The sequence below is a fragment of the Streptomyces sp. NPDC050164 genome (genome assembly GCF_044459945.1).
Taxonomy (GTDB): Bacteria; Actinomycetota; Actinomycetes; order Streptomycetales; family Streptomycetaceae; genus Streptomyces; species Streptomyces coeruleorubidus_A.
On the sequence record NZ_JBITJK010000030.1, the window covers coordinates 55183 to 75706 of the forward strand.

Genomic DNA, 20524 nt, shown 5'->3' on the forward strand with positions numbered 1-20524 from the left:
TACGGCGGTTGGCGCGATACTGGGGTTGTGGTTACCGCGTGTTCGCCAGCTTGGCCGCGTCGCGGGCCAGGGCGGTGAGCCGGGAGATGGCCCGGAAGTACTTCTTGCGGTAGCCGCCGTTCAGCATCTCCTCGCTGAAGAGCTGGTCGAATGGCAGACCCGAGGCCAGCACGGGCACTTCACGGTCGTAGAGACGGTCCGCGAGGACGACGAGCCGGAGCGCCGTCGACTGGTCGGGAACCGGCCGCACGCCGGTGAGGCAGACGGCCTTGATTCCGTCGGTCAGGGCGCCGTACCGGCTGGGGTGCACGCGGGCCAGGTGCTCCAGGAGGGGCGAGAATGCGTCGAGGGAGGCGCCCTCGGTGGCGTGCGCCGCCTCGGTCACCTGTTCGTCGGAGTACGGCGGCGGCGCCGCGGGCAGCCCGCGGTGGCGATAGTCCTCGCCGTCGATGCGCAGGGCGCGGAAGTGGGCCGACAGGCCCTGGATCTCGCGCAGGAAGTCGGCCGCGGCGAACCGGCCCTCACCGAGCTTGCCGGGCAGCGTGTTGGAGGTGGCGGCGAGCGCGACGCCCGCGTCGACGAGCTTGCCGAGCAGGGTGGAGACCAGGACGGTGTCGCCGGGGTCGTCGAGCTCGAACTCGTCGATGCACAGCAGGCGGTGGCCGGAAAGGGTCTGGACGGTCTGCTGGAACCCGAGGGCGCCGACCAGGTTGGTCAGCTCCACGAACGTGCCGAACGCCTTGAGCGCGGGCTCGGCCGGGGTGGCGTGCCACAGGGACGCCAGCAGGTGGGTCTTGCCGACGCCGTAACCGCCGTCGAGGTAGACGCCGCGCGGGCCGGCCGGGGCCGCCTTCTTGGGTGCCCTGCCGAATCCGAACAGCCGCCGCTTGCCGGAGCCGCCCGCTCCCTGGCCGAGACCCGCCGCGAAGCCCTCCAGGACCCGGACGGCCTCCGTCTGGCTGGGCTGGTTCGGGTCCGGGATGTACGTGCTGAAGCGCACCGAGTCGAACCGCGGCGGCGGCACCATCTCGGCGACCAGCCGGTCCGCGGGCACGTGCGGCTCGCGGGCGCACAGGGACAGCGGGGCCGGGTCGGTCATGGGGCCGGTTCCGGAGGGGGCAGGGGAGGAGGACACGGTTCACCATGCTACGGGGCGTGGAACACTGCACGGCATGCGACGTCTGTTCCCTGTGACCGATGAAACAGCAGCTCCGGACTCGGGTGGGATGCCCGGGGAGGGTGTTCGTGACGGGGCCGGACGGGAGTGGAGTCTGGCCGAGCTGGCCGCCGCGTACGCCTATCCCGAGGCGGGGCCCGGCGGGCCGCTGCCGTGGCTGCGGGCCAACATGGTGTCCACGCTGGACGGGGCCGCCCAGCACGACGGCCGTTCGCAGCCCATCTCCAGCGCGACCGACATGCGGATCTTCGGCACGCTGCGGGCGCTGGCGGACGTCGTGGTCGTCGGCGCGCAGACGGTGCGCCAGGAGGGGTACCGGCCGGCACGCGCGCGTGCCGAGTTCGCGGAGATGAGGGAGGCGGCCGGGCAGGGCCCCGCCCCCGCGATCGCGGTGGTCTCCGCCAGCCTGGACCTGGACTTCTCGCTGCCGCTGTTCACCTCGCCCCTGGTGCCCACCCTGATCCTCACGGGAGCCTCGGCCGCCCCGGACCGTGTCGCCGCCGCCGAGAAGGCGGGCGCCCGGGTGGTCACCGCCGGGGACGGCATCGGCGTGGACCCGGCCCGCGCCGTCCAGGCCCTCGTCGGCCTCGGCCACACCCGGCTGCTGACCGAGGGCGGACCGCGGCTGCTCGGGCAGCTGGTGGCGGCCGGCGTGCTCGACGAGCTGTGCCTGACCGTCTCCCCGATGCTCACCGCGGGCGACGCGCAGCGCATCGCCGGGGGGCCCGCCGTCACGGTGCCGCAGCGCTTCAGGCTGGTGTCGATGCTGGAGGAGGACGGCTTCCTGTTCACGCGGTACGGGCGGCCCTGACGTACTGAACCGCGCCGCACGGGGTACAGGTGTCGGCACCCGGGGAGCCGAACCGGTCGGCAGGCCCGAAATCGGGGCGGTGGTCGTCGCCGGTCCGGTAATCGGCGGAATGTGCCGTTCCGTTTCCTCTCCGGAGGGCACACTGGATCCGGCAGCACCCGTGCGAACGGGCAGGATGGTTTCCGCGGGGCCCCGCACGGCCCACGGAGGAGTGGGGCCACAGGCCCCCGGGAGCAGAAGGGGCGCCTGGTGTTCACAAGCGTATTGATGATCGAGAAGGCCCTGACGTCCGCCGACGTGGAGTTCGTCACGACCTTGCACGGGGAGGAGCCGGTCTCCTTCCAGGTGCTGCTCCAGCCGCGCGGCGAGCAGGCGGACCGGCTGCTGCGGGCCATCGACGACATCGCGCTCGGCGAGCTCGACGAGGCCGTACGCGAGGGGGAGACGCCCCAGGGCGAGGAGGCGCTGAGCGTCGGGCAGCGGGCACTGGAGGTTTCACTCGCGGCGTTGCGGGCGTCCGGGAGCGGGGCCGAAGGGCGGCTGATCGAGGAACATCCGCTGGACGCGCTGAAGTCCCTGGTGGAGGAGGTCGGTGCGGATGAGGTCATCGTGCTGACCGACCCTCACTACGTGGAGGAGTTCTTCCACCGCGACTGGGCGTCGCGGGCGCGGCACAAGGTCGGTGTGCCGGTGCTGAAGCTGTTCTCGCACAGCAAGGCATAGCCACCGGTGATGTCAACGTCTCCAGACGCTTCGGCATAGGCTGTGCCGCTGAACGTTCCGCACACGTACAGGGAGACACGCATGGCACCCGGCCTTCCCACCGCCATGGACCGACCGCACTTCATCGGCATCGGTGGGGCCGGGATGTCGGGGATCGCGAAGATCCTCGCGCAGCGCGGGGCCGTCGTGGCGGGCAGTGACGCCAAGGAGTCGGCGACGGCCGAGGCGCTGCGGGCGCTGGGTGTCACGGTGCACATCGGGCACGCGGCGGAGCACCTGGCCGACGACGCCAGCTGTGTGGTCGTGTCCTCGGCGATCCGGCAGGACAACCCCGAGCTGGCCCGCGCGGCCGAGCTCGGCATCCCCGTCGTGCACCGCTCCGACGCGCTCGCCGCCCTGATGGAGGGCCTGCGCCCGATCGCGGTCGCCGGTACGCACGGCAAGACGACCACGACCTCCATGCTCGCGGTGTCCCTCAGCGAGCTGGGCCTGAAGCCGTCGTACGCGATCGGCGGGGACCTGGACGCCCCCGGCTCCAACGCGCTGCACGGCGAGGGTGAGATCTTCGTCGCCGAGGCGGACGAGTCGGACCGCAGCTTCCACAAGTACGCGCCCGAGGTCGCGATCGTCCTCAACGTCGAGCTGGACCACCACGCCAACTACGCGTCGATGGACGAGATCTACGAGTCGTTCGAGACGTTCGTGGGCCGTGTCACCGAGGGCGGCACGCTGGTCGTCGCGGCCGATCACGAGGGCGCGCGGGAGCTGACGCGCCGGGTCGCGGGACGCGGCGTGCGGGTGGTGACGTACGGCGAGCCCGAGGACGCCGGCGTGCGCATCCTGTCGGTCGTGCCGCAGGGCCTGAAGAGCGAGGTCACCGTGGTGCTGGAGGGCGAGGAGCTGACCTTCACGGTCTCCGTCCCCGGCCGCCACTACGCGCACAACGCGGTGGCCGCGCTCGCGGCGGGCGTGGCGCTCGGCGTCCCCGCCGAGGAGCTGGCCACGGCGCTGGCGGCGTACAAGGGCGTGAAGCGGCGGCTCCAGCTGATGGGCGAGGCAGCGGGCGTGCAGGTCATCGACTCCTACGCGCACCACCCCACCGAGATGACCGCCGACCTTCAGGCCATGCGCGCGGCGGCGGGCGACGCCCGGATCCTGGTCGTCTTCCAGCCGCACCTGTTCTCGCGGACGCAGGAGCTGGGCAAGGAGATGGGCCAGTCCCTGGCCCTGGCGGACGCCTCGGTGGTGCTGGACATCTACCCGGCCCGTGAGGACCCGATCCCCGGCGTGACCAGCGAGCTGATCATCGAGGCGGCCCGGGCGGCGGGCGCCGACGTGACGCCGGTGCACGACAAGGCGGACGTCCCCTCGGTGGTCGCGGGAATGGCGAAGCCGGGGGATCTCGTTCTCACCATGGGAGCGGGCGACGTCACCGAACTCGGCCCGCGCATCCTGGACCGTCTGTCGAACTGAGGGGCTGGAGGCTCATGCCGTACGACGTCGAGAAGCCGGACGAGCAGTGGCGCGCGGAGCTGACCCCGGGCGAGTACGCGGTTCTGCGCCAGGCGGCCACGGAGCCCGCCTTCACCGGTGAGTACACCGACACCAAGACGCGGGGCGTCTACTCCTGCCGCGCCTGCGGCGCGGAGCTGTTCACCTCGGACACGAAGTTCGAGTCCCACTGCGGCTGGCCGTCCTTCTTCGACCCGAAGGACACCGACGCGGTGGAACTGATCGAGGACCGTTCCCACGGCATGGTCCGCACGGAGGTGCGCTGCGCCCGCTGCGGCTCCCACCTCGGGCACGTGTTCTTGGGTGAGGGGTACCCGACGCCCACGGACCAGCGGTACTGCATCAACAGCATCGCGCTGCGGCTGGCGCCCGAGGAGGCCTGAGCCGCTCGCGGATGAATCGGTGAACCCTATGAATCGGTGAACCGCAGGGCCGTTGACTTACGGCTGAGTGAGCCAGAGGATGTCCGGGGTGACCTCCTCCGCGCACCTCCCCACAGGCCCCGCCGGCCTCCCCGTCGATCTCGACGAGGCCGCCCACCACTGTCTCGTCGCGGGGTTCGACGGGACGACGGGTGTCCCGGACGAGCTCAAGCGGCTCGTCGACCGGGGGCTCGGCGGGGTCATCCTGTTCACCCGCAATGTGCGGGACGCGGAGCAGGTGCGGCGGCTCACCGGGGAGCTGCGGTCCCTCCGGCCGGACCTGCTCGTGGGGATCGACAACGAGGGCGGCGGGATCGGGCACCTGGTGGGTGCCGGCGCTCCCGAGGTGCCCGGCTCGTTCGCGCTCGGTGTCGCCGACGATCCCGGACTGACCGCCCGCTGTGCCGACGCCCTGGCCGGGCATCTGGCCTCCCTCGGCATCACGGTCTCCTACGCCCCGGTCGCCGACCTCCAGCACCACCCGCGCAACCCGATCGTGCGCACCCGCTCCTTCGGTGCCGAACCCGCGCTCGCCGCCCGGCACCTGCGGGCCTGGATCGCCGCCACCGAGCGGCGGGGCGTCGCTTCCTGCGCCAAGCACTTCCCCGGGCACGGCGGCACCGAGACCGACAGCCACCACGGCATCGCCGTCGATCCGCGGCCGTACGACGAACTGCGGGCCGACCTCGAACCGTTCCGCGCGGCCGTCGACGCGGGTGTGCCGATGATCATGAGCGCGCATGTCGTGTACCCGGCGCTGGACCCCGGGCGGCCCGCCACCCTGAGCCGCCGCATCCTGGGCGATCTGCTCCGCCACGAGCTGGACTTCGACGGGGTCCTGGTCAGTGACGCGCTGGAGATGAGGGCGATCGCCGACCGCTATGGCGAGGCCGCCGGGGCGCGGATCGCCCTCGCGGCCGGTGCCGACCAGGTCATCGTGGCCGTGCCGGACCTTCAGGTCACCCTGGCCTGCCGGGACGCGGTGCTCGGCGCGCTGAGCTCGGCCGTGCTGTCCGAGGAGCGGCTGTGGGAGGCCGCCGGGCGGGTGCGGCGGCTCGCCGGGCGGTACGCGGTTCCGGCCGGGGCGGTCGACGGCTGGGACGCGGGGGCCGGGCTGGAGGCGGCCCGCCGGGCTGTCCGCAGCCGTCCGGTGCCGCCGGTCGTGCGCGGTGCCCACGTCGTCGACCTGTTCCCGCCGCCGCACCCCGCGCTCAACTGGGGCGGCGAGGACCTGCTGACGGAGGTGCGCGCCGTCGATCCCACGGCCACGGGGACGGCGGTCACCGGGGAGCCGGCGGATCCGGCCGCCGTCGTGGACGGGATCCTGCGCGCGTCCGGTGCCGCGCCGCTGGTCGTCGCCACCTGCGACGCCGGGCTGCACCCCTGGCAGGAACGGCTGCGCGCCGCCCTGCTGGCCCGGCGGCCCGATGCCGTACGGGTCGACACCGGGCTGCCGGAGGGCGGCACGCTGTGCTCCTACGGACGGGGCCGGGCGAACCTGCGGGCCGTCGCCGAGGTGCTGGCGGGCGGCTGAGCCCCTACGGCACTCGTACGACCTCCTTGATGCCGCGCGCCGCCAGGTGCGCGGCGTCGTCCGCCCGCGCCGCCAGGACCACCGCCGGGCGGACGCCCTCCGCGCGCAGGGCCATCCACGCCTCGAAGTACGCGCCTTGCGGGCCGGACACGGAACGCGTGGACGGCGTGCAGTCCAGGACCAGGGCCGTGTCGCGGGGGCGGGCCGGGTGGTGCCCCGCGCGGACCTCGGCGACCGTCTCGGCGAGGGCGGTCGCGATCGGCTTGGCGTTGCCCCGCGCGTCGAACAGGCCCAGGGTGTACTCCAGCTCCGGGTAGTCGGCCAGCGAGCGGTCCACGTCGTGGGAGCACCACCAGGTCACGCCCCACAGGCCCTCGCAGCCGGCCGCGTTCCGTACGGTCGCCCGGGCGAATTCGGGCGCGTCGGCCTTCGGGACGTGCGGTTCCGGGGCGCCCGTCTCCTGGACCCAGACCGGGCGGGCCGGGTCCTCGGCGTAGGCCTTGGCGAGTTCCGTGCCGTACTCGGCGAGGTGCAGCACCTGCGGGGAGCGGGGGCCGTAGCGGCGGGCGCAGTCGCCGGAGAACACCCAGGGGTGGACGGTGGTGACATCGCCCTTGCGGGCGGAGGCCTCGGGGGTGAAGGGGTGGTCGTCGCCGTACCAGGCCGCGTCGTAGGCGGAGTGGGTCGCGATCCGGCCCCGGGGCAGGTGCTCGCGGGCTGCGGCCAGCAGGGTGTCGAGGTAGTGGTCCACCTCGTCCGGGGTCACGGGGTTGTGCTCGACCAGGTTGTTGAGCTCGTTGCCGAGCTGGAGACCGATGAGGTTGGGGCGGCCGGCGAGGGCGCGGCCGAGGGTCCGCATGAGCTCGGCCTGGGCGGCGACGGCCTCCGGGTCGGTGAAGACGTTGCGGTGGTGCCAGCTGCGGGTCCACTCCGGGTAGAAGTCGAAGCTGGACAGATGGCCCTGCACGCCGTCCACCAGGACGTCGAGACCGGCCTCCGCCGCCAGGTCGACCAGGTGTGCCAGCTGGTCCACGGCGGAGGTGCGGATGAGGGTCCGGTTGGGCTGGAGGAGCGGCCAGAGGTGGAAGACCCGGACGTGGTCGAGGCCGAGCGCGGCGATCTGGTCCAGGTCCTCGCGGGCGTGCTTCGGGTCGAAGTCGTGCCAGGAGTGGAACCAGCCGCGGCGGGGCGTGTAGTTGACGCCGAAGCGGAGCGTAGGGATGGGATCCTCCTCGGGTCGAGTCTTGCCCTGGGTGAATGCATCAATCACCATAGTCGGCGATGGGTAATGAATTGAACCAGGAGCGTCAAGGCGCCTCGGCCCTGGTGATCGGTCTCGACGCGGGCGGCACGCGGACCCGGGCGGTCCTGGCGGCCGCCGAGGACGGGCGTCCGGTGGGCGAGGGCGCCGCCGGGCCGGGCAATGCCCTGACCGTTCCGGTGCCGCAGCTCACCGAGCACCTCGCCGAGGCCGTCGGGCGGGCCGTGCCGGAGTCGGTCCGTGACCGGGTCGTGGCCGTGGCCGGCGGTTTCGCGGGTGCGACGGACGCCGCCGACGAGCCGGGGCGGCGCAACGCCCTGGCCGCCCTCACCGCCGCCCTGCGCAGGCTGGGCATCGACGCGGGTCCGCCCGTCATCGGCAGCGACATCGAGGCGGCCTTCGCCTCCGCCCCGGGCACCCCGGCCGACGGTCTCGCGCTGGTCGCCGGCACGGGCGCGGTCGCCATGCGCATCACCGGCCGCCGCGGCACCGCCACCGTGGACGGCGACGGCTGGCTCCTCGGCGACGACGGCAGCGGCTTCTGGATCGGCCGCGCGGCGGTACGTGCCGCGTTGCGCATGGCCGACGGCAGGGGCGCGCCGACCGTGCTGGCGGAGGCGGTGGGGCGGGAACTCGGGGTGCCGGGCGACGCGCTGCCCGGCGGGGCGTCCGGTGGCGTGGCCGGCGGCGCGGTGCGAAGGCTGTCCCCCGACGTGGTCCCGGGCGGCGCGGACGGCGCGTCGCGTGACGGGCGGCACGAGGCGGCGTCGCCGGTGACCGGGCCGACCGCCGCGGGTGGGTGGCCGGCTGGTTCGGGGCGGACCGGAGGGGCCGGGGCCGGGGGCGGACGGGGGCCGACTGGTTCGGGGCGGAACGGGGGCGGCGGGGCCGCGGGTGGACGTACGGCCGGTTCGGGGCGGAGCGGAGGGGCCGGGGCCGGGGGCGGACGGGGGCCGGCTGGTCCGGGGCAGTCCGGAGGCGTTGGAGCCGCGGGTGGTCGGTCGGCCGGCGCGGGCGGGCCGTCGGCCGGTCCGGGGCAGTCCGGAGAAGCCGGAGCCGCGGGCGGGCGGCCGTCCGGCCCGGCGCAGACAGGAGGGGCCGGGGCCGGGGGCGCGACCGGTGGCCTGGCCGGTTCTCCGGCCCTCGGTCGGCGCCCCCTCCCGCCCCACGACGACACCCCCTGGTCCCGCCCCCACCGCGAGGCCTACCGCAGGCACCTGCTCCCCGCCGTCATGGCCGAGCCCCCCATCCGCCTGGCCCGGCTCGCGCCGCTGGTCGTCGCGGCGGCCCGGGACGCCGAGGATCCGGTCGCCCTGGCGATCCTTGACGAGGCGGCGGACCAACTCACGGAAACCGTACGGGCGTTGGGTCCCGTTTCCGGGGAGCGGGTGGTCGCCACCGGCGGACTGCTCGGCCCCGACGGCCCGCTCACCGACCGCCTCGAAGCCCGTCTCCGCGCCCTCGGCCTGCCCCTCGACTGGGTCCCCGACGGCTGCCGCGGCGCCGTCGCCCTGGCCCGCCTCGCCCACGGCGGCCGTACGTGACCGCCACCCGGCAGGGCACACCCCTGTACCGCGACCCCACCGCCCCGGTCGACGTCCGCGTCCGTGACCTGCTCTCCCGTATGACCCTGCGCGAGAAGGCCGGCCAGCTCAACCAGCGGATGTACGGCTGGGACGCCTACCGCCGCACCCCCGACGGCGGCTTCGAGCTCACCGACGCCCTGTACGCCGAGACCGAGCGTTTCGCCGGACTCGGCGCGCTGTACGGACTGCTGCGCGCCGACGCCTGGTCCGGCGTCGACCACGCCACCGGATCCGGCGTCTCGGACGGCGCCGAACTGGCCCACCTCGTCCAGCGCCATGTCGTCGAGCGCAGCCGGCTCGGCATCCCGGCCCTGTTCGTCGAGGAGGTGCCGCACGGCCACATGGCACTCGACGGCACCGTCCTGCCCGTCAACCTGGCCGTCGGCGCCGGCTGGGACCCCGGGCTGTACGAGCGGGCCGCCGCCCATGCCGCAGCCGAACTGCGCGCCCGGGGCGGGCATGTCGCCCTGGTCTCGGCCCTGGACATCGCCCGGGACCCGCGCTGGGGGCGGACCGAGGAGTGCTTCGGCGAGGACCCGTACCTGGCCGCACGGCTGACGGAGGCGTTGGTGCGCGGCATGCAGGGCGCACCGGCCGAGTGCTTCCCCGCCGACAAGGCCCCCGTCGTCCTCAAGCACTTCGCCGGGCAGGGCGCGACCGTCGGCGGCCGCAACTCCGCCGAGTCCGAGCTCGGACTGCGGGAACTCCATGAGATCCACCTGCCCGCCGCCCGTGCCGGGATCCGCGCCGGGGCCGCCGCCGTCATGGCCGCGTACAACGAGGTGGACGGCGTGCCCTGCTCGGGGAACCGGGCCCTACTCCACGACCTGCTCCGCGAACGCTGGGGTTTCCAGGGACTGGTCATGGCGGACGGACTGGCCGTGGACCGACTGGCCCGGATCACCGGGGACAAGGTCTCCGCAGGCGCCCTCGCGCTCGACTCCGGTGTGGATCTGAGCCTGTGGGACGAGGGCTTCACGCATCTGGAGGCGGCTCTCGAGCGGGGGCTGGTGAGTGAGGCGGCTGTCGACGAGGCCACAGCGCGCGTCCTGCGCTTGAAATTCCGCCTGGGACTGTTCGAACAGCCCTACCGCACCTGCCCGTTGCCGCCCCCGGCCGTCGGACGCGACCTGAGCACCGCCCTCGCCCGCGCCGCCGTCACCCTCCTCCGCAACGACCACGGCGTGCTGCCCCTGTCCCCGGCGACCGTCTCCCGTATCGCCGTCCTGGGCCCGCACTCCGACACCGTCGCCCACCAACTGGGCGACTACACCGCCCCGCAACGGCCCGGCACCGGCACCAGCGTCCTCGACGGGCTGCGGAAGCTCGCCCCGGCCGGCATCGACATACGCCACGCCCGGGGATGCGCCCTCACCGGCGGCGACCTGTCGGGCATCCCCGAGGCGATCGCCCAGGCCGCCGCATCCGATGTCGCCGTGCTGGTGCTGGGCGGCAGCAGCGCGCGCTCCACCGGGACCGAGTTCGACGCCAACGGGGCCGCACGCACCGCCGTGTCCGAGATGACCTGCGGCGAGGGCGTCGATCTGGCCGGACTGCGGCTGGGCGACGCGCAGTACGCGCTCCTGGACGCCGTGGTCGCGACGGGGACGCCCACAGCGGTCGTGTTGATCCAGGGCCGCCCGCACGTCGTGCCCGACACGGCGGCCGCGCTGCTCACCGCCTGGTACCCCGGCCCGTGGGGCGGTGAGGCGATCGCCGAAGTGCTGCTCGGCCTCGCCGAGCCCGCAGGCCGCCTGCCGGTCTCCGTGCCCCGCTCCGCGGCCCAGCTCCCCGTCTACTACAACCACAAGGACACCGAGTACGGCGGCTACGTGGACGACAGCGCGGAGCCGCTCCACTCCTTCGGGCACGGACTGTCGTACACGACCTTCGCGTACGGCCCGCCGCGGTTGTCAGAGCACACCGTCGAGGCCGACATCACCAACACGGGCCGGCGCCACGGCCGTTCCGTCGCCCAGCTCTACCTTCGCCGGCTGCGGACCCCGGTCTGGCCGCGCACGCTGGAACTGCGCGGTTTCCAGGCTGTCGACCTGGCGCCGGGCGAGACCCGCACGGTCGCGTTCCCGCTCGGCGCCGGCCTCGGTACCGCCGTTCCGCCCGGCACGGTGGTCGAGTTCCGCGTCGCCGCATCCGCGCGGGCCGCCCTGACCGCCGTGCCGACTCAGAGCTTCACAGCCCCCGAGGAAACCCCCCTGTAGAACCACCGCTGGGTGATGACGAACAGCACCAGCACCGGAATCACGGAGATCACCGAGCCCGCCATCACCATCCGCTGGTCGTAGCCGAAGGACGAGGTCTGCAGTCTCGCCAGGCCCAGCGTCAGGGTGAAGTGGTCCTCGGTGCGCAGCACGATCAGCGGCCACAGGAAGTCGTCCCAGGCGCTGATGAAGGTGTTGATGGTGACGACGAGGAGCGCGCCGTAGGCGGACGGAAGATACAGGTACCGGAAGCGTTTCCACTCGCCCGCCCCGTCCAGCATCGCCGCGTCCTCGATCTCGCGGGGCACGGCGAGGAACGCGGCCCGCATGATGAGCACGTTGATCGCGGCGACGAAGCCGGGCAGCCAGACGCCGACCAGGTTGTCGACCAGGCCCATGTCCCGGACGCTGAGGAACAGCGACACCATGATCGACTCGAAGGGGAACATCATGGACGCCAGCAGCACCACCCAGACCAGCTTGCGGCCCTTCCAGCCGGGCTTGGACAGCATGTAGCCGGCCATGGTGGAGAAGACGAGCTGGCTGGTGATGGACAGCAGGGCGACGAACACGCTGTTCCTGATGTACGTCCACACCGGCACCTGGTCGAAGACCTCGCGGTACGCCCGCAGCGACGGGTGACGGGGGATCAGGGAGGCGCCCGCGCCGAAGACGTCCTCGCCCGCCCCCTTGAGGGACGACAGCAGCTGCCACAGCAGCGGGCCGACGGTGATGAAGAGGACGAACACCAGCAGCAGGTAGCGGACGACCAGTTCGCGCGGACGGCCGTAGTCGCGCCAGCGGGGCATCAGACGTCGGCGCTTGTCGACGGCGGTCGTCATGCCTCGTCCTCCTTCGTCAGGCGCTGGGCGAGCAGCGTGAGGCCAAGGGTGAGTGCGAACAGGGCGACGCTGACGGCCGCGCCGTAGCCGGCGTTGCCGGTGAGCGGGTCGAGGCCGACGTCGCGGATGTAGAAGGGCAGCGTGCGGTCGGCGCCGCCGGGGCCGCCGGTGGAACCGCCGAGCATGTAGATCTCGGTGAAGACCCGCAGCGAGCCGATGCCGGTCAGGGTGCCGACCAGCATCATCGACTGGCGGACGCCGGGCACGGTGACGTGCCAGAAGCGGCGCACGACGCCCGCCCCGTCCACGGCCGCCGCCTCGTGCAGTTCCCTGGGGACGTTCCCGAGGGCGGCCAGGTAGAAGATCATGTACCAGCCGAGGCCCTTCCACAGCGTCAGGCCCATCGCCGACAGCAGGATCAGCCACGAGTCGGACAGGAACGGGATGGCCTCGCGGATGAGGTGCGCCTTCTGCAGCCAGGTGTTGACCAGTCCCTGGTCGCTCAGCAGCCACTGCCAGCTCAGGCCGACGACCACGCTGGAAGCCAGGACCGGCGTGTAGAACGCCGAGCGGAAGAAGCCGATGCCCGGCAGGTTCTTCTCCACGAGGATCGCGAGCAGCAGCGGCAGCAGCACCATCAGCGGGACCACGAACAGCGCGTACAGCAGGCTGTTGCGGGTCGCCAGCCAGAAGTCCGGATCGCTCAGCATCCGGCGGTAGTTCTCCAGCCCGACGACGTCGTACGCCCCGCCGAGCGGCTTGGCGTCGGTGAAGGAGACGACGACCGTGTTGAGGAACGGGAAGACCCCGAACACGGTCGCGCCGACGACCGCCGGGGTCATCCACAGCCAGGGCAGCCACCAGCGGCGGTAGAGCGCCGCGCCCCCCGCGTCGGCGCTCGGGCCGGGCGTGACGAAGCGGAGGGCGCGGCGCAGGGGCCCCGGCGGGTGGGGCGTGGGGGAAGCGCCGGGGCGCCGGGCGCCCGCACCCGGGGGAGCGGGGACGGGCGCCTTGTGGACGGTCGGTTGGGTCATCCTCAACTGCCCTGCTCGATCAGCTGGTTCGCCTTGGACTGCGCCTCCTTCAGAGCGTCCTCGGCGCTCTTCTTGCCCTGCATGGCCAGCTGGATCTGGGCCGAGATGGCGTTCAGCTCGCCGGGCGTCAGCGCGATCTCGTCGGCCGTGGCGGTCTTGCGGTCACTGGCGACGATCTTGCGGGCCTCGGCGAAGGGGTCGTCGCCCTTGACCGACTGGAAGAACGGGTCGTTCAGGGAGGCCGTGGTAGACGGGAAGATGACGACGTTCGGGTCCTTGGCCCACTCCAGCTGGTTCTCGGCGTTCGTCAGGAACTGCGCGAAGGCCAGCGCCGTCGAGGCGTTCTTGCCGGTGGACGCGACACCGATGTACTGCGGGGCGCCGACGGTGTGGCCGAGGGCGTCCAGCATGTAGCGGGCGACACCGGTCTTCTTGTAGACGCTCGGGTTGTTCTGCTGGATGAACCGCAGGAAGTTGGGGTTGGTGGGGCCGTAGACCAGCTTGCCCTGGCCGTAGACGTTGGCCGGGTCCTGCGTGGAGGACAGCGAGTCCCTCGGCATGCCGCCGGCCTTGTAGAGCTTCGTCATGGCCTCGACCCACCGGGCCGTCTTCGGGTCGTCGGCGAAGGTGAACTTCTTGCCGTCCTCGGACAGGATCTTGACGCCCATCTGCTGCCAGTCGGCGGGGATGCGCAGCTGCGGGTTGGCGAGGAACGCGTAGTACTTGCCGCCGGAGGCCTTGGCTATCTTCTCCGCGTCGTCGAACAGGCCGAGCACGGTCGTCGGAGGTTTCGCCGGGTCCAGGCCCGCCTTCTCCATCAGGTCGGTGTTGAAGGTCTGCACGATGCCGCCGGAGTACCAGGGCAGCACGCTGTGCACCTTCTTGCCGTCCGCGTCGGCGTACACGCTCGACTTCCACAACGCGGGCACGAACGGCTTGCCCGCGTCCGGTGCCTTGTCGTCCAGGTTCAGCAGGTAGCCGTTCTTCGTCAGCGCCACCGCCGTGTTGACGTTGATGTTCACCACGTCCGGCAGCGTGCAGCCCTGCGCGTCGGCGACCAGGCGCTGGGTGAAGGTGGCGTCGCCCGGGTCGTCGATCCAGTTGACCTTGGTGCCGGGGTGGGCCTGCTCGAAGGCGTCGATGACGCCGTTGAAGTACTTCCCGAAGTCCTTCTTCAGGTTGGTGGTCTGGAAAGTGATCTTTCCCTTGACTTCGCCGGAGAGCTTGCCGGAACCGACGTTGCCCTTGTCGACCTTGCAGCCGCCGGCCGTGGCGTCGCCGCCGTCGGAGCCGCCGCCGGACAGGCCGCAGCCGGCGGCCGTCAGCGTCAGGACGACCAGACAGGTCAGGGATCCGGTGAGTCTTCTTGCGCGCATTGCTGCCCTCCTGGGACCAGTCATGCTGGATCAAATCACCAAGTTGGACTTCGATTGATGAAAAGGTGGACCAGAATTCATCGGAGGTCAATGGTTTGCCGTGTTGCTGTTCGGTTGCGTACGGCGATCAGTGGCGGTGTTCGTGGTCCGGGTGGGAGGGGTCGCCGGGGTGTTCGTGGCCCTCGGCGTACACGACGTCCGCGCGGGCGCGGTCGAGCCAGGCGAAGAACGCGCGGTGCGCTGCGGCGTGCCGCAGCTCTTGTTCGATGCCCTCGCGGACGTGGTCGTAGGGGAGGACGTCCGACGGTTCCACGGTGTTGAACGGGTCGACACCGCGCCTGAGCGCCTCGGGGGTGAGGAAGCGGTCTCGGTTGCGGTCGTAGTAGTCCCGTACGGCCGTTTCGGGGATGTGCTGCTCGCGTTCCAGGTCGGCGAGCAGGGCTCGGGCGGCGGGGGAGTGGGCCAGGGCCGCCGCGACGATGCTGCCCAGGTCGGCGACGTCGGTTTCGGGGACGGTGAGCAGCCGCATCGGCAGGACGTCGTCCGGTGGGGCGAGGTCCCGTTCCGCGCAGGCGCGGCGGGCGAGTTCGTCGGTGACGATCACCTGGGTTGCCCAGCGTCGTCGTTGGCGGGCTGCGCGGGCCGAGAGCGCCGCGAGATGTTGTCGTGCGTGTGCGGCGCCGGTGTGGTTGGTCGCGCAGTTCCCCGCGCCCCTGGGGGAATCGGGGCTCAGGAAGGTGTCCACGTGCTGTTTCGGGATCGGATCGCCGTGGACGCTTGCCGCGTACTCCTCCGTCATGGCGTCACCTCCAGCTCGATGGCCCTCGTGTAGGCCACGCAGCCGTGCCAGGCGACCTTCGCCATCAGCCAGTACGAACCCGGTGGGATCGAGTCGCCGTCCACCTCGATCGCGGACTCCAGTTGCTCCCCGCCGGGGACCGTGAAGCCCTGGCAGCCCGGGGTGACGCCGGGCCAGGTGCCCCAGGAGGACACGGCCCACAGGGTGCCGTTGACGGGGCCGCGGGTGGTGTTGCGCAGGGTCACGGGGACCCGGGCCCGCTCGCCCCGGCGCACGGACACCCGCTCGACTCCCAGGTTCGTCACCAGGGTCGGGCCCCTGTGCCCGCCCGGCACGTCCAGGGCCACCACGTCCTCGTACGTCTGGCCGCCGTAGGAGAGCCGGGCGGCGAGCCAGTGCCGGCCGGGGGCGGGGTCCGGCGGGGGTGTCACCGTGATGTCCGTGAGGGTGAAGCCGCCGGGGCCGAGGGTGTACGGCAGTTCGGCGGGCTCGGTGCTCCAGCCGGGCGGTACCTCGAAGGCCACCGTGCCCGACACGGGCGCGTCGGTGAGTTCCGAGGAGACCCGGACGGTCGCGGTGACGGGGCCGTCGGCGGTGAGGGCGGTGGGGGAGAGGTACACGGCGACCGGCATGTTGCCGCGTGGGGCGGGGCCGGAGTTGTGCAGCCAGTAGCGGGTGGCGACGGGCTGGGCGGGCTCGTGGGCGGCGATGCCGGGCCCGGCCGCCTGGTGGGGCGGCCGGGCGGGTGTGGCGAGGAGGGTGGCGACCTCGAAGCCGGTCAGGTCGGCTTCGAGGCCGCCGGTCTCTTGCGGGGCGAGGGGCGCCCCGGGCCTCTCCAGGACGTCGGCGCGGGCGCCCGCCGCCCATGCCAACGGCCCGGCCACCCGTGCCCGTACCGGCCGGCCGTCGACCTCGTGCACGCGGACGACGAGGCCCCGCCCCGGATCCACGGGTGCCCCGCTGCCCCGGGCCAGCGGGGAGCCGAGCGGCTTGAGCGCGTCGAGCAGCACCTCGCCGGCGGGTTCCAGGGCGAGCAGGGCCGTCTGCCTCGGCAGGGCACCGGAGGCCTGCCGCAGCCGTGCCGTCAGCGGACGGTTGTACGCGTGCCCGGCCTGCGGCAGCCGCAGGTCGCGCCAGTCGCCCGTGCCCGCGACGACGGCGTACTCGAAGGTGTGCGACCAGCGCTGGAGCTGGAACCCCGAGCCGTCGGGGGCGGTGCGGCGCGGTGGGTCCACCCAGATCCCGGAGGGCCAGCCGGTGCAGGAGCGCATCAGGGACATGTAGAGGTCGCCGGAGGCGGTGACCACGCAGCCGGGCGTGCCGCGGTTGAGGACGGCGAAGCTGCGGCCGTCCCAGGCGTCACCCGGTGGCAGGGCCTCGCCGCCGCCGGCGGCCGTGGCGCTCACCGTGAAGTCGTCCAGGTCGGCGACGATCGCGTCGACCGCCGTGGCGTCGTCCTCGGGGCGGGCGCCCGCCACCACCAGCAGCGGCAGGCGTTCCAGGTCGCGCAGATCGGCCCCGGGGATCCACTCCTCGCGCAGACAGGCGCGCGGCGCGACCCACACGGCGGCCACGCCCCGTTCGGACAGCTGGCGCTTCAGCTCCCGGCCGGCCGCCGGGTCCCAGCCGAGGGCCTCGGCGACCACGGCGTTGCGGTCGGGGCCGCCGACGGCGATCCGCAGGTCCGGGAGGTTGGAGTCGACCTCCAGGTCGCCGTAGCGCGGGCCGCCCGCGATCGTCGAGGTCGCCGTGACCCCGGCGCGGACGAGGGCCGCCGCGAGCGGGGTGCCGAGGTCGCCCGCGATGTCCCAGTCGGGGTAGACGAGTTCGGCGACGCCGATCGAGCGGTGTCCGAGGAGCACGCCGGAGTCGTCGTGGACGGCGACGCGGGCGGTGGAGCCGAGACCGAACCAGGTGTTGGCGGGGTTGTCCAGCGTCCAGGGGAACCGTTCGCTGTCCACCTCGACGAAGCCGAACCCGCGCCCGATCACCGCGTCCGCCACCTCGTGCACCGGCAGCCCGCCCCGTACGTCCGAGGGCCAGCGCACCCGGATCAGCCGGTCGGCGCCGTCGTACCCGTCGACGGTCGTGGTGACGTCGAGCCGGTCGACGCCCTGCCAGAGCGTGAGCCGCTGGGTGCAGCGGAAGAGGCCGAGGTCGGCGGTGACGGTGATGCGGGAACCGGCGGGGGAGTGCTCGACGCGTACCTCGGCGGTCACGTCCCGGCCGCGGGCCGCGGTCGTGCCGGTCGGGGTGAGGTGCCAGGGGCCCTCGCCGAAGCGCGGATGCCTCGGGTACTCCTCCTGGACGACGATCTCGTTGCCGATGTCACCGGGGCGCAGCAGCTCCCGGCCGCCCTCGGTCAGCGCGCGCAGGCTGCTGACGCCGCCGCCGCGTGCCGGGTCGACCGTCACCTCGTAGAACTCGTTGCGGATGGTGAGGCCCTCGCCGGGCGCCCAGCCGGCCACGGACCCCTCGGCGAGCGGGAGCGCCGTGAGGCCCATGCCGGGCACCTCCGGGACGACGACATGGAGCCGGCCGTCCTCGCGGACCGCGGGGAGCCCCCGGGGTACGAGACCCGGGTCGTCGACCGTGAGCACGTCACGGCGCTCCCAGGTCGCGGAGTTGAACACGACCAGGTCGGGGCCGTCGCCCGGAGCGACCTGGTCGGCCAGGGCCTGGGTCGCGTCGGCGTGCACGCTCACGGCCAGATCGTGCAGCTCCCGCCAGCCGGTCATCAGGTCGATGTAGACCTGGTCCGACTCCGAGCCGGTGATGGCGTCGTGGTGGGCGCCGTAGACGAGTTGCCGCCAGGCCTTGTCCAGGGCCGCGTCCGGATAGGGACGGCCGGTGACGAGGGAGGCGAGCGTCGCCCAGGCCTCGGCGTCGGCGAGGAGGGTCTCGCCGTACCGCTGGGCCTGCTTGGTGTCGATGTAGGAGACGTCCTTGCCCGTGTAGACCGGGTTCATGTCGCGGGTCTGGGGCGATGCCTTGCGGCCCTGAGTCTCCAGTTCCGCGCGCACGGCGGCGAAGAAGTCCCGCGGGATCGCGCTGATGAAGCGCGGCCAGACGTACCGGGCGTTCCAGTCGCGGTGGATGTCCATGACCCAGCGGCACGGCGGCGCGTAGTCCCCGCCCACCGGGAGCAGCACGTTGCGGGTGAGGGCGACCTGCTTGAGCCGCTGGAAGAGCTGGTAGGCGGCGGCCTCCGCCTCGGGCAGGGTGGGCGCGTTGTCGATGGCCCAGCCGGCGCCGTAGTGGTTGACCATGTACGCGGTGAGCAGGCCGCGTCCCGACGGGGCGATCCAGTCGAACTCGGCAGGGAACTGCATCCGGCCCGGGTCCCTCGGCTCCTCGCCGAACACCGACAGCGTCGGCCCCCACTGGTGGAACGGCCCGCGCGCCCACGAACTGGAGCCGACCCCCGCGTCCGCCATCAGCCCCGGGAACTGCGGGTCGTGCCCGAAGGCGTCCAGCTGCCAGGCGGTCTCCGGCGAGGCGCCGATGATGCCGCGCTGGAAGCCGTCGCCGTACAGGGCGTTGCGGATCGTCGCCTCGGCGCCGGTGAGGTTGGTGTTGGGCTCGTTGTAGGTGCCGCCCATGATCTCGACGCGGCCGGTGCGGATCAGCTGCCGCAGGAAGGCGCGTTCCTCCGGGAAGGCGTCCCAGTAGGGCTTGAGGTAGTCGACCTCCGCGAGCACGAAGGTGTACGCCGGGTCGCGGCGGGCCAGGTCGCAGTGGGCGCGGACCAGGCTCATGCCGGACTGGCCGCGCGAGTCGAAGGTGCGGGCGGGCAGTCCGCTGGTCGCCGGGTCGTCGGCGACGTCCCAGGTCTCCGTGTAGGCGCCCTGGGTGTTCCACCAGACGGGGTCGTAGTGGAAGTGGCTGACCATGAACATGGTCCAGCCGGGTTCGGCCGCCGTGAACTCGCCCGTGCGGGAGGTGACTTCGTCGCCGTCCGCGGCGATGACCGTGATCTCGTGGCGGTCGCCGGGGACCAGGTCCTCGCCGGTGACGGGGACCTCGGCGCGTACGGTGCCGTTCTCGCCGACGGTGGTCTGCGTGGTGCCGGTGAGGCCCGGGCCCTCGACGGTGAGCCGCACGGTCCGGCCCGGAGTGTGGCTCAGCTCGACGGCCACCACCTGGCGCGGCTGCTCGGTGGTCCCGGTGAAGAGCTCGGTCGACTCGACAGAGGTGACGCGCATGGGGCTCCTACGAGTGCTCTGGGGGAGCCCCATCCTGCACGGCAGGAGTGATTCAAACAACCACCTTCACGTCAACTTGGTGGTTCATCCATGCACGCTCGGTCGCCTCACCTGGCCCGCCGGGACTTCACCGCGTGCTGCGGCGTGATGTGGTCGGTCAGCGCCAGCGAGGCGCTCGCGCGCTGGTAGGTGAGCTGGGCGACCCGGACGTACAGGCAGTCGACGAGCATCAGGACGGAGTGCCGGCTGCTGATGCTCTCGGCCCGGAAGCTGGTCTCCGAGGAGGACGAGATGAGCCGGATGTCGGCGGACCTGGACAGGGGCGAGCGCGGGTCGGTCGTCAGGGCGATCGTGGTGGCGCCGCGTTCCTTGGCCATCTCGAACGGTTCGAGGGTCTCGCGGGTCGCCCCGGAGTGGGAGATGCCGATGGCCACGTCCGCCGGGGTGAGCAGGGCCGCCGAGGTGGCGGCCGCGTGCACCTCGGTCCAGCCGCGGACCGAGCAGCCGATGCGGAACAGCCGCGTCTCCGTCTCCTGGGTCACCGCGCCGCTGCCGCCGACGCCGTAGACGTCGATGCGCCGGGCGCGGGCCAGGGCCTGGGCCGCGCGTTCGAGCGCGTCGAGGTCGATCCGGTCGATGGTCTGCTGGATGGCCCGCAGGTCCGCCGTGCCGACGACCTGGACGACCCGTTCGAGGCTGTCGTCCGGGGAGATGTCGGGACCGATCTCGGCGGTCCCCCAGTCGGACACCTCGCCCCTGCCGCGCTCCTGGGCCAGTTCGATCAGCAGGTGCTGGTAGGAGTCCAGCCCGATGGCCCGGCAGAAACGGGTCACCGTCGCCTGGGAGGTGCCGGTGCGGCGGCCCAGCTCGGCGGCCGAGCAGTGGGTGACGGCGGCCGGATCCTCCAGGATCAGCTCGCCGACCTTCCGCAGGGAGCCCGCCAGCCGGGGCAGCTCGGTACGGATCAGTGTGGTGACGTCCGTGGGAGGCATGGGGAGAAGGTATCAGCCACCCTTCGGGGTG

15 protein-coding genes are annotated in these 20524 nt (G+C 72.8%); 7 read left to right on the forward strand and 8 right to left on the reverse strand.

The features are described 5' to 3' along the window. Positions 1-31 precede the first annotated feature (31 nt). Positions 32-1099, reverse strand: coding sequence for a cell division protein ZapE (gene zapE, locus ACIBNA_RS31440; RefSeq protein ID WP_399168616.1), 1068 nt, complete (start codon positions 1097-1099; stop codon positions 32-34). 73 nt (positions 1100-1172) lie between these two features. On the opposite strand from zapE, the gene ACIBNA_RS31445 reads away from it, so the two are divergent. From ACIBNA_RS31445 to ACIBNA_RS31465, 5 genes are all read left to right on the forward strand, one after another. Beyond that, on the forward strand, positions 1173-1988 hold the full coding sequence (locus ACIBNA_RS31445) for a pyrimidine reductase family protein (protein ID WP_399168569.1): 816 nt from the start codon (positions 1173-1175) through the stop codon (positions 1986-1988). A 249-nt stretch (positions 1989-2237) separates the two neighbouring features. Then, a complete protein-coding gene (locus ACIBNA_RS31450; protein ID WP_399168570.1) occupies positions 2238-2711 on the forward strand; it encodes an indole-3-glycerol phosphate synthase in 474 nt (157 codons plus the stop codon). An 81-nt stretch (positions 2712-2792) separates the two neighbouring features. Next, positions 2793-4184, forward strand: coding sequence for a UDP-N-acetylmuramate--L-alanine ligase (gene murC / locus ACIBNA_RS31455; RefSeq protein ID WP_399168571.1), 1392 nt, complete (start codon positions 2793-2795; stop codon positions 4182-4184). A 14-nt stretch (positions 4185-4198) separates the two neighbouring features. Then, positions 4199-4606, forward strand: a complete 408-nt coding sequence (gene msrB / locus ACIBNA_RS31460) for a peptide-methionine (R)-S-oxide reductase MsrB (RefSeq protein ID WP_399168572.1) — start codon at positions 4199-4201, stop codon at positions 4604-4606. 79 nt (positions 4607-4685) lie between these two features. Beyond that, on the forward strand, positions 4686-6179 hold the full coding sequence (locus tag ACIBNA_RS31465; RefSeq protein WP_399168573.1) for a glycoside hydrolase family 3 N-terminal domain-containing protein: 1494 nt from the start codon (positions 4686-4688) through the stop codon (positions 6177-6179). A gap of 4 nt (positions 6180-6183) precedes the next feature. Here ACIBNA_RS31465 and ACIBNA_RS31470 read toward each other — a convergent pair whose 3' ends face one another. Then, the gene (locus ACIBNA_RS31470; RefSeq protein ID WP_399168574.1) at positions 6184-7452 is read right to left on the reverse strand and encodes a glycosyl hydrolase; all 1269 of its coding nucleotides are present in this window, start codon (positions 7450-7452) and stop codon (positions 6184-6186) included. Between the two features lie 8 nt (positions 7453-7460). Between ACIBNA_RS31470 and ACIBNA_RS31475 the strand changes: the two genes are divergently transcribed. Further along, the gene (locus tag ACIBNA_RS31475; protein ID WP_399168575.1) at positions 7461-8984 is read left to right on the forward strand and encodes a BadF/BadG/BcrA/BcrD ATPase family protein; all 1524 of its coding nucleotides are present in this window, start codon (positions 7461-7463) and stop codon (positions 8982-8984) included. A gap of 80 nt (positions 8985-9064) precedes the next feature. Then, positions 9065-11245, forward strand: coding sequence for a glycoside hydrolase family 3 N-terminal domain-containing protein (locus tag ACIBNA_RS31480; RefSeq protein ID WP_399168617.1), 2181 nt, complete (start codon positions 9065-9067; stop codon positions 11243-11245). On the opposite strand, the gene ACIBNA_RS31485 is transcribed toward ACIBNA_RS31480, so the two are convergent. The 6 genes from ACIBNA_RS31485 to ACIBNA_RS31510 form a co-directional block, all read right to left on the reverse strand. Next, positions 11209-12087: a carbohydrate ABC transporter permease gene (locus ACIBNA_RS31485; protein WP_399168576.1), complete on the reverse strand. Its 879-nt coding sequence runs from the start codon at positions 12085-12087 to the stop codon at positions 11209-11211. The genes ACIBNA_RS31480 and ACIBNA_RS31485 overlap by 37 nt on opposite strands. Continuing rightward, positions 12084-13121 carry an ABC transporter permease subunit gene (locus ACIBNA_RS31490; RefSeq protein ID WP_399168577.1) on the reverse strand — a complete coding sequence of 346 codons (1038 nt, stop codon included), beginning with the start codon at positions 13119-13121 and terminating at the stop codon, positions 12084-12086. Before ACIBNA_RS31490 ends, ACIBNA_RS31485 begins: the two co-directional genes overlap by 4 nt. Positions 13122-13123: 2 nt before the next feature. Next, positions 13124-14497, reverse strand: a complete 1374-nt coding sequence (locus tag ACIBNA_RS31495; RefSeq protein WP_399168578.1) for an ABC transporter substrate-binding protein — start codon at positions 14495-14497, stop codon at positions 13124-13126. Positions 14498-14624: 127 nt separating this feature from the next. Further along, positions 14625-15296: a peptidyl-prolyl cis-trans isomerase gene (locus tag ACIBNA_RS31500; RefSeq protein ID WP_399168579.1), complete on the reverse strand. Its 672-nt coding sequence runs from the start codon at positions 15294-15296 to the stop codon at positions 14625-14627. Further along, a complete protein-coding gene (locus ACIBNA_RS31505) occupies positions 15293-19501 on the reverse strand; it encodes an NEW3 domain-containing protein (RefSeq protein ID WP_399168580.1) in 4209 nt (1402 codons plus the stop codon). The genes ACIBNA_RS31500 and ACIBNA_RS31505 overlap by 4 nt, the downstream gene beginning before the upstream one ends. 107 nt (positions 19502-19608) lie before the next feature. After that, positions 19609-20493, reverse strand: coding sequence for a MurR/RpiR family transcriptional regulator (locus ACIBNA_RS31510; RefSeq protein WP_399168581.1), 885 nt, complete (start codon positions 20491-20493; stop codon positions 19609-19611). Between the last annotated feature and the right edge of the window lie 31 nt (positions 20494-20524).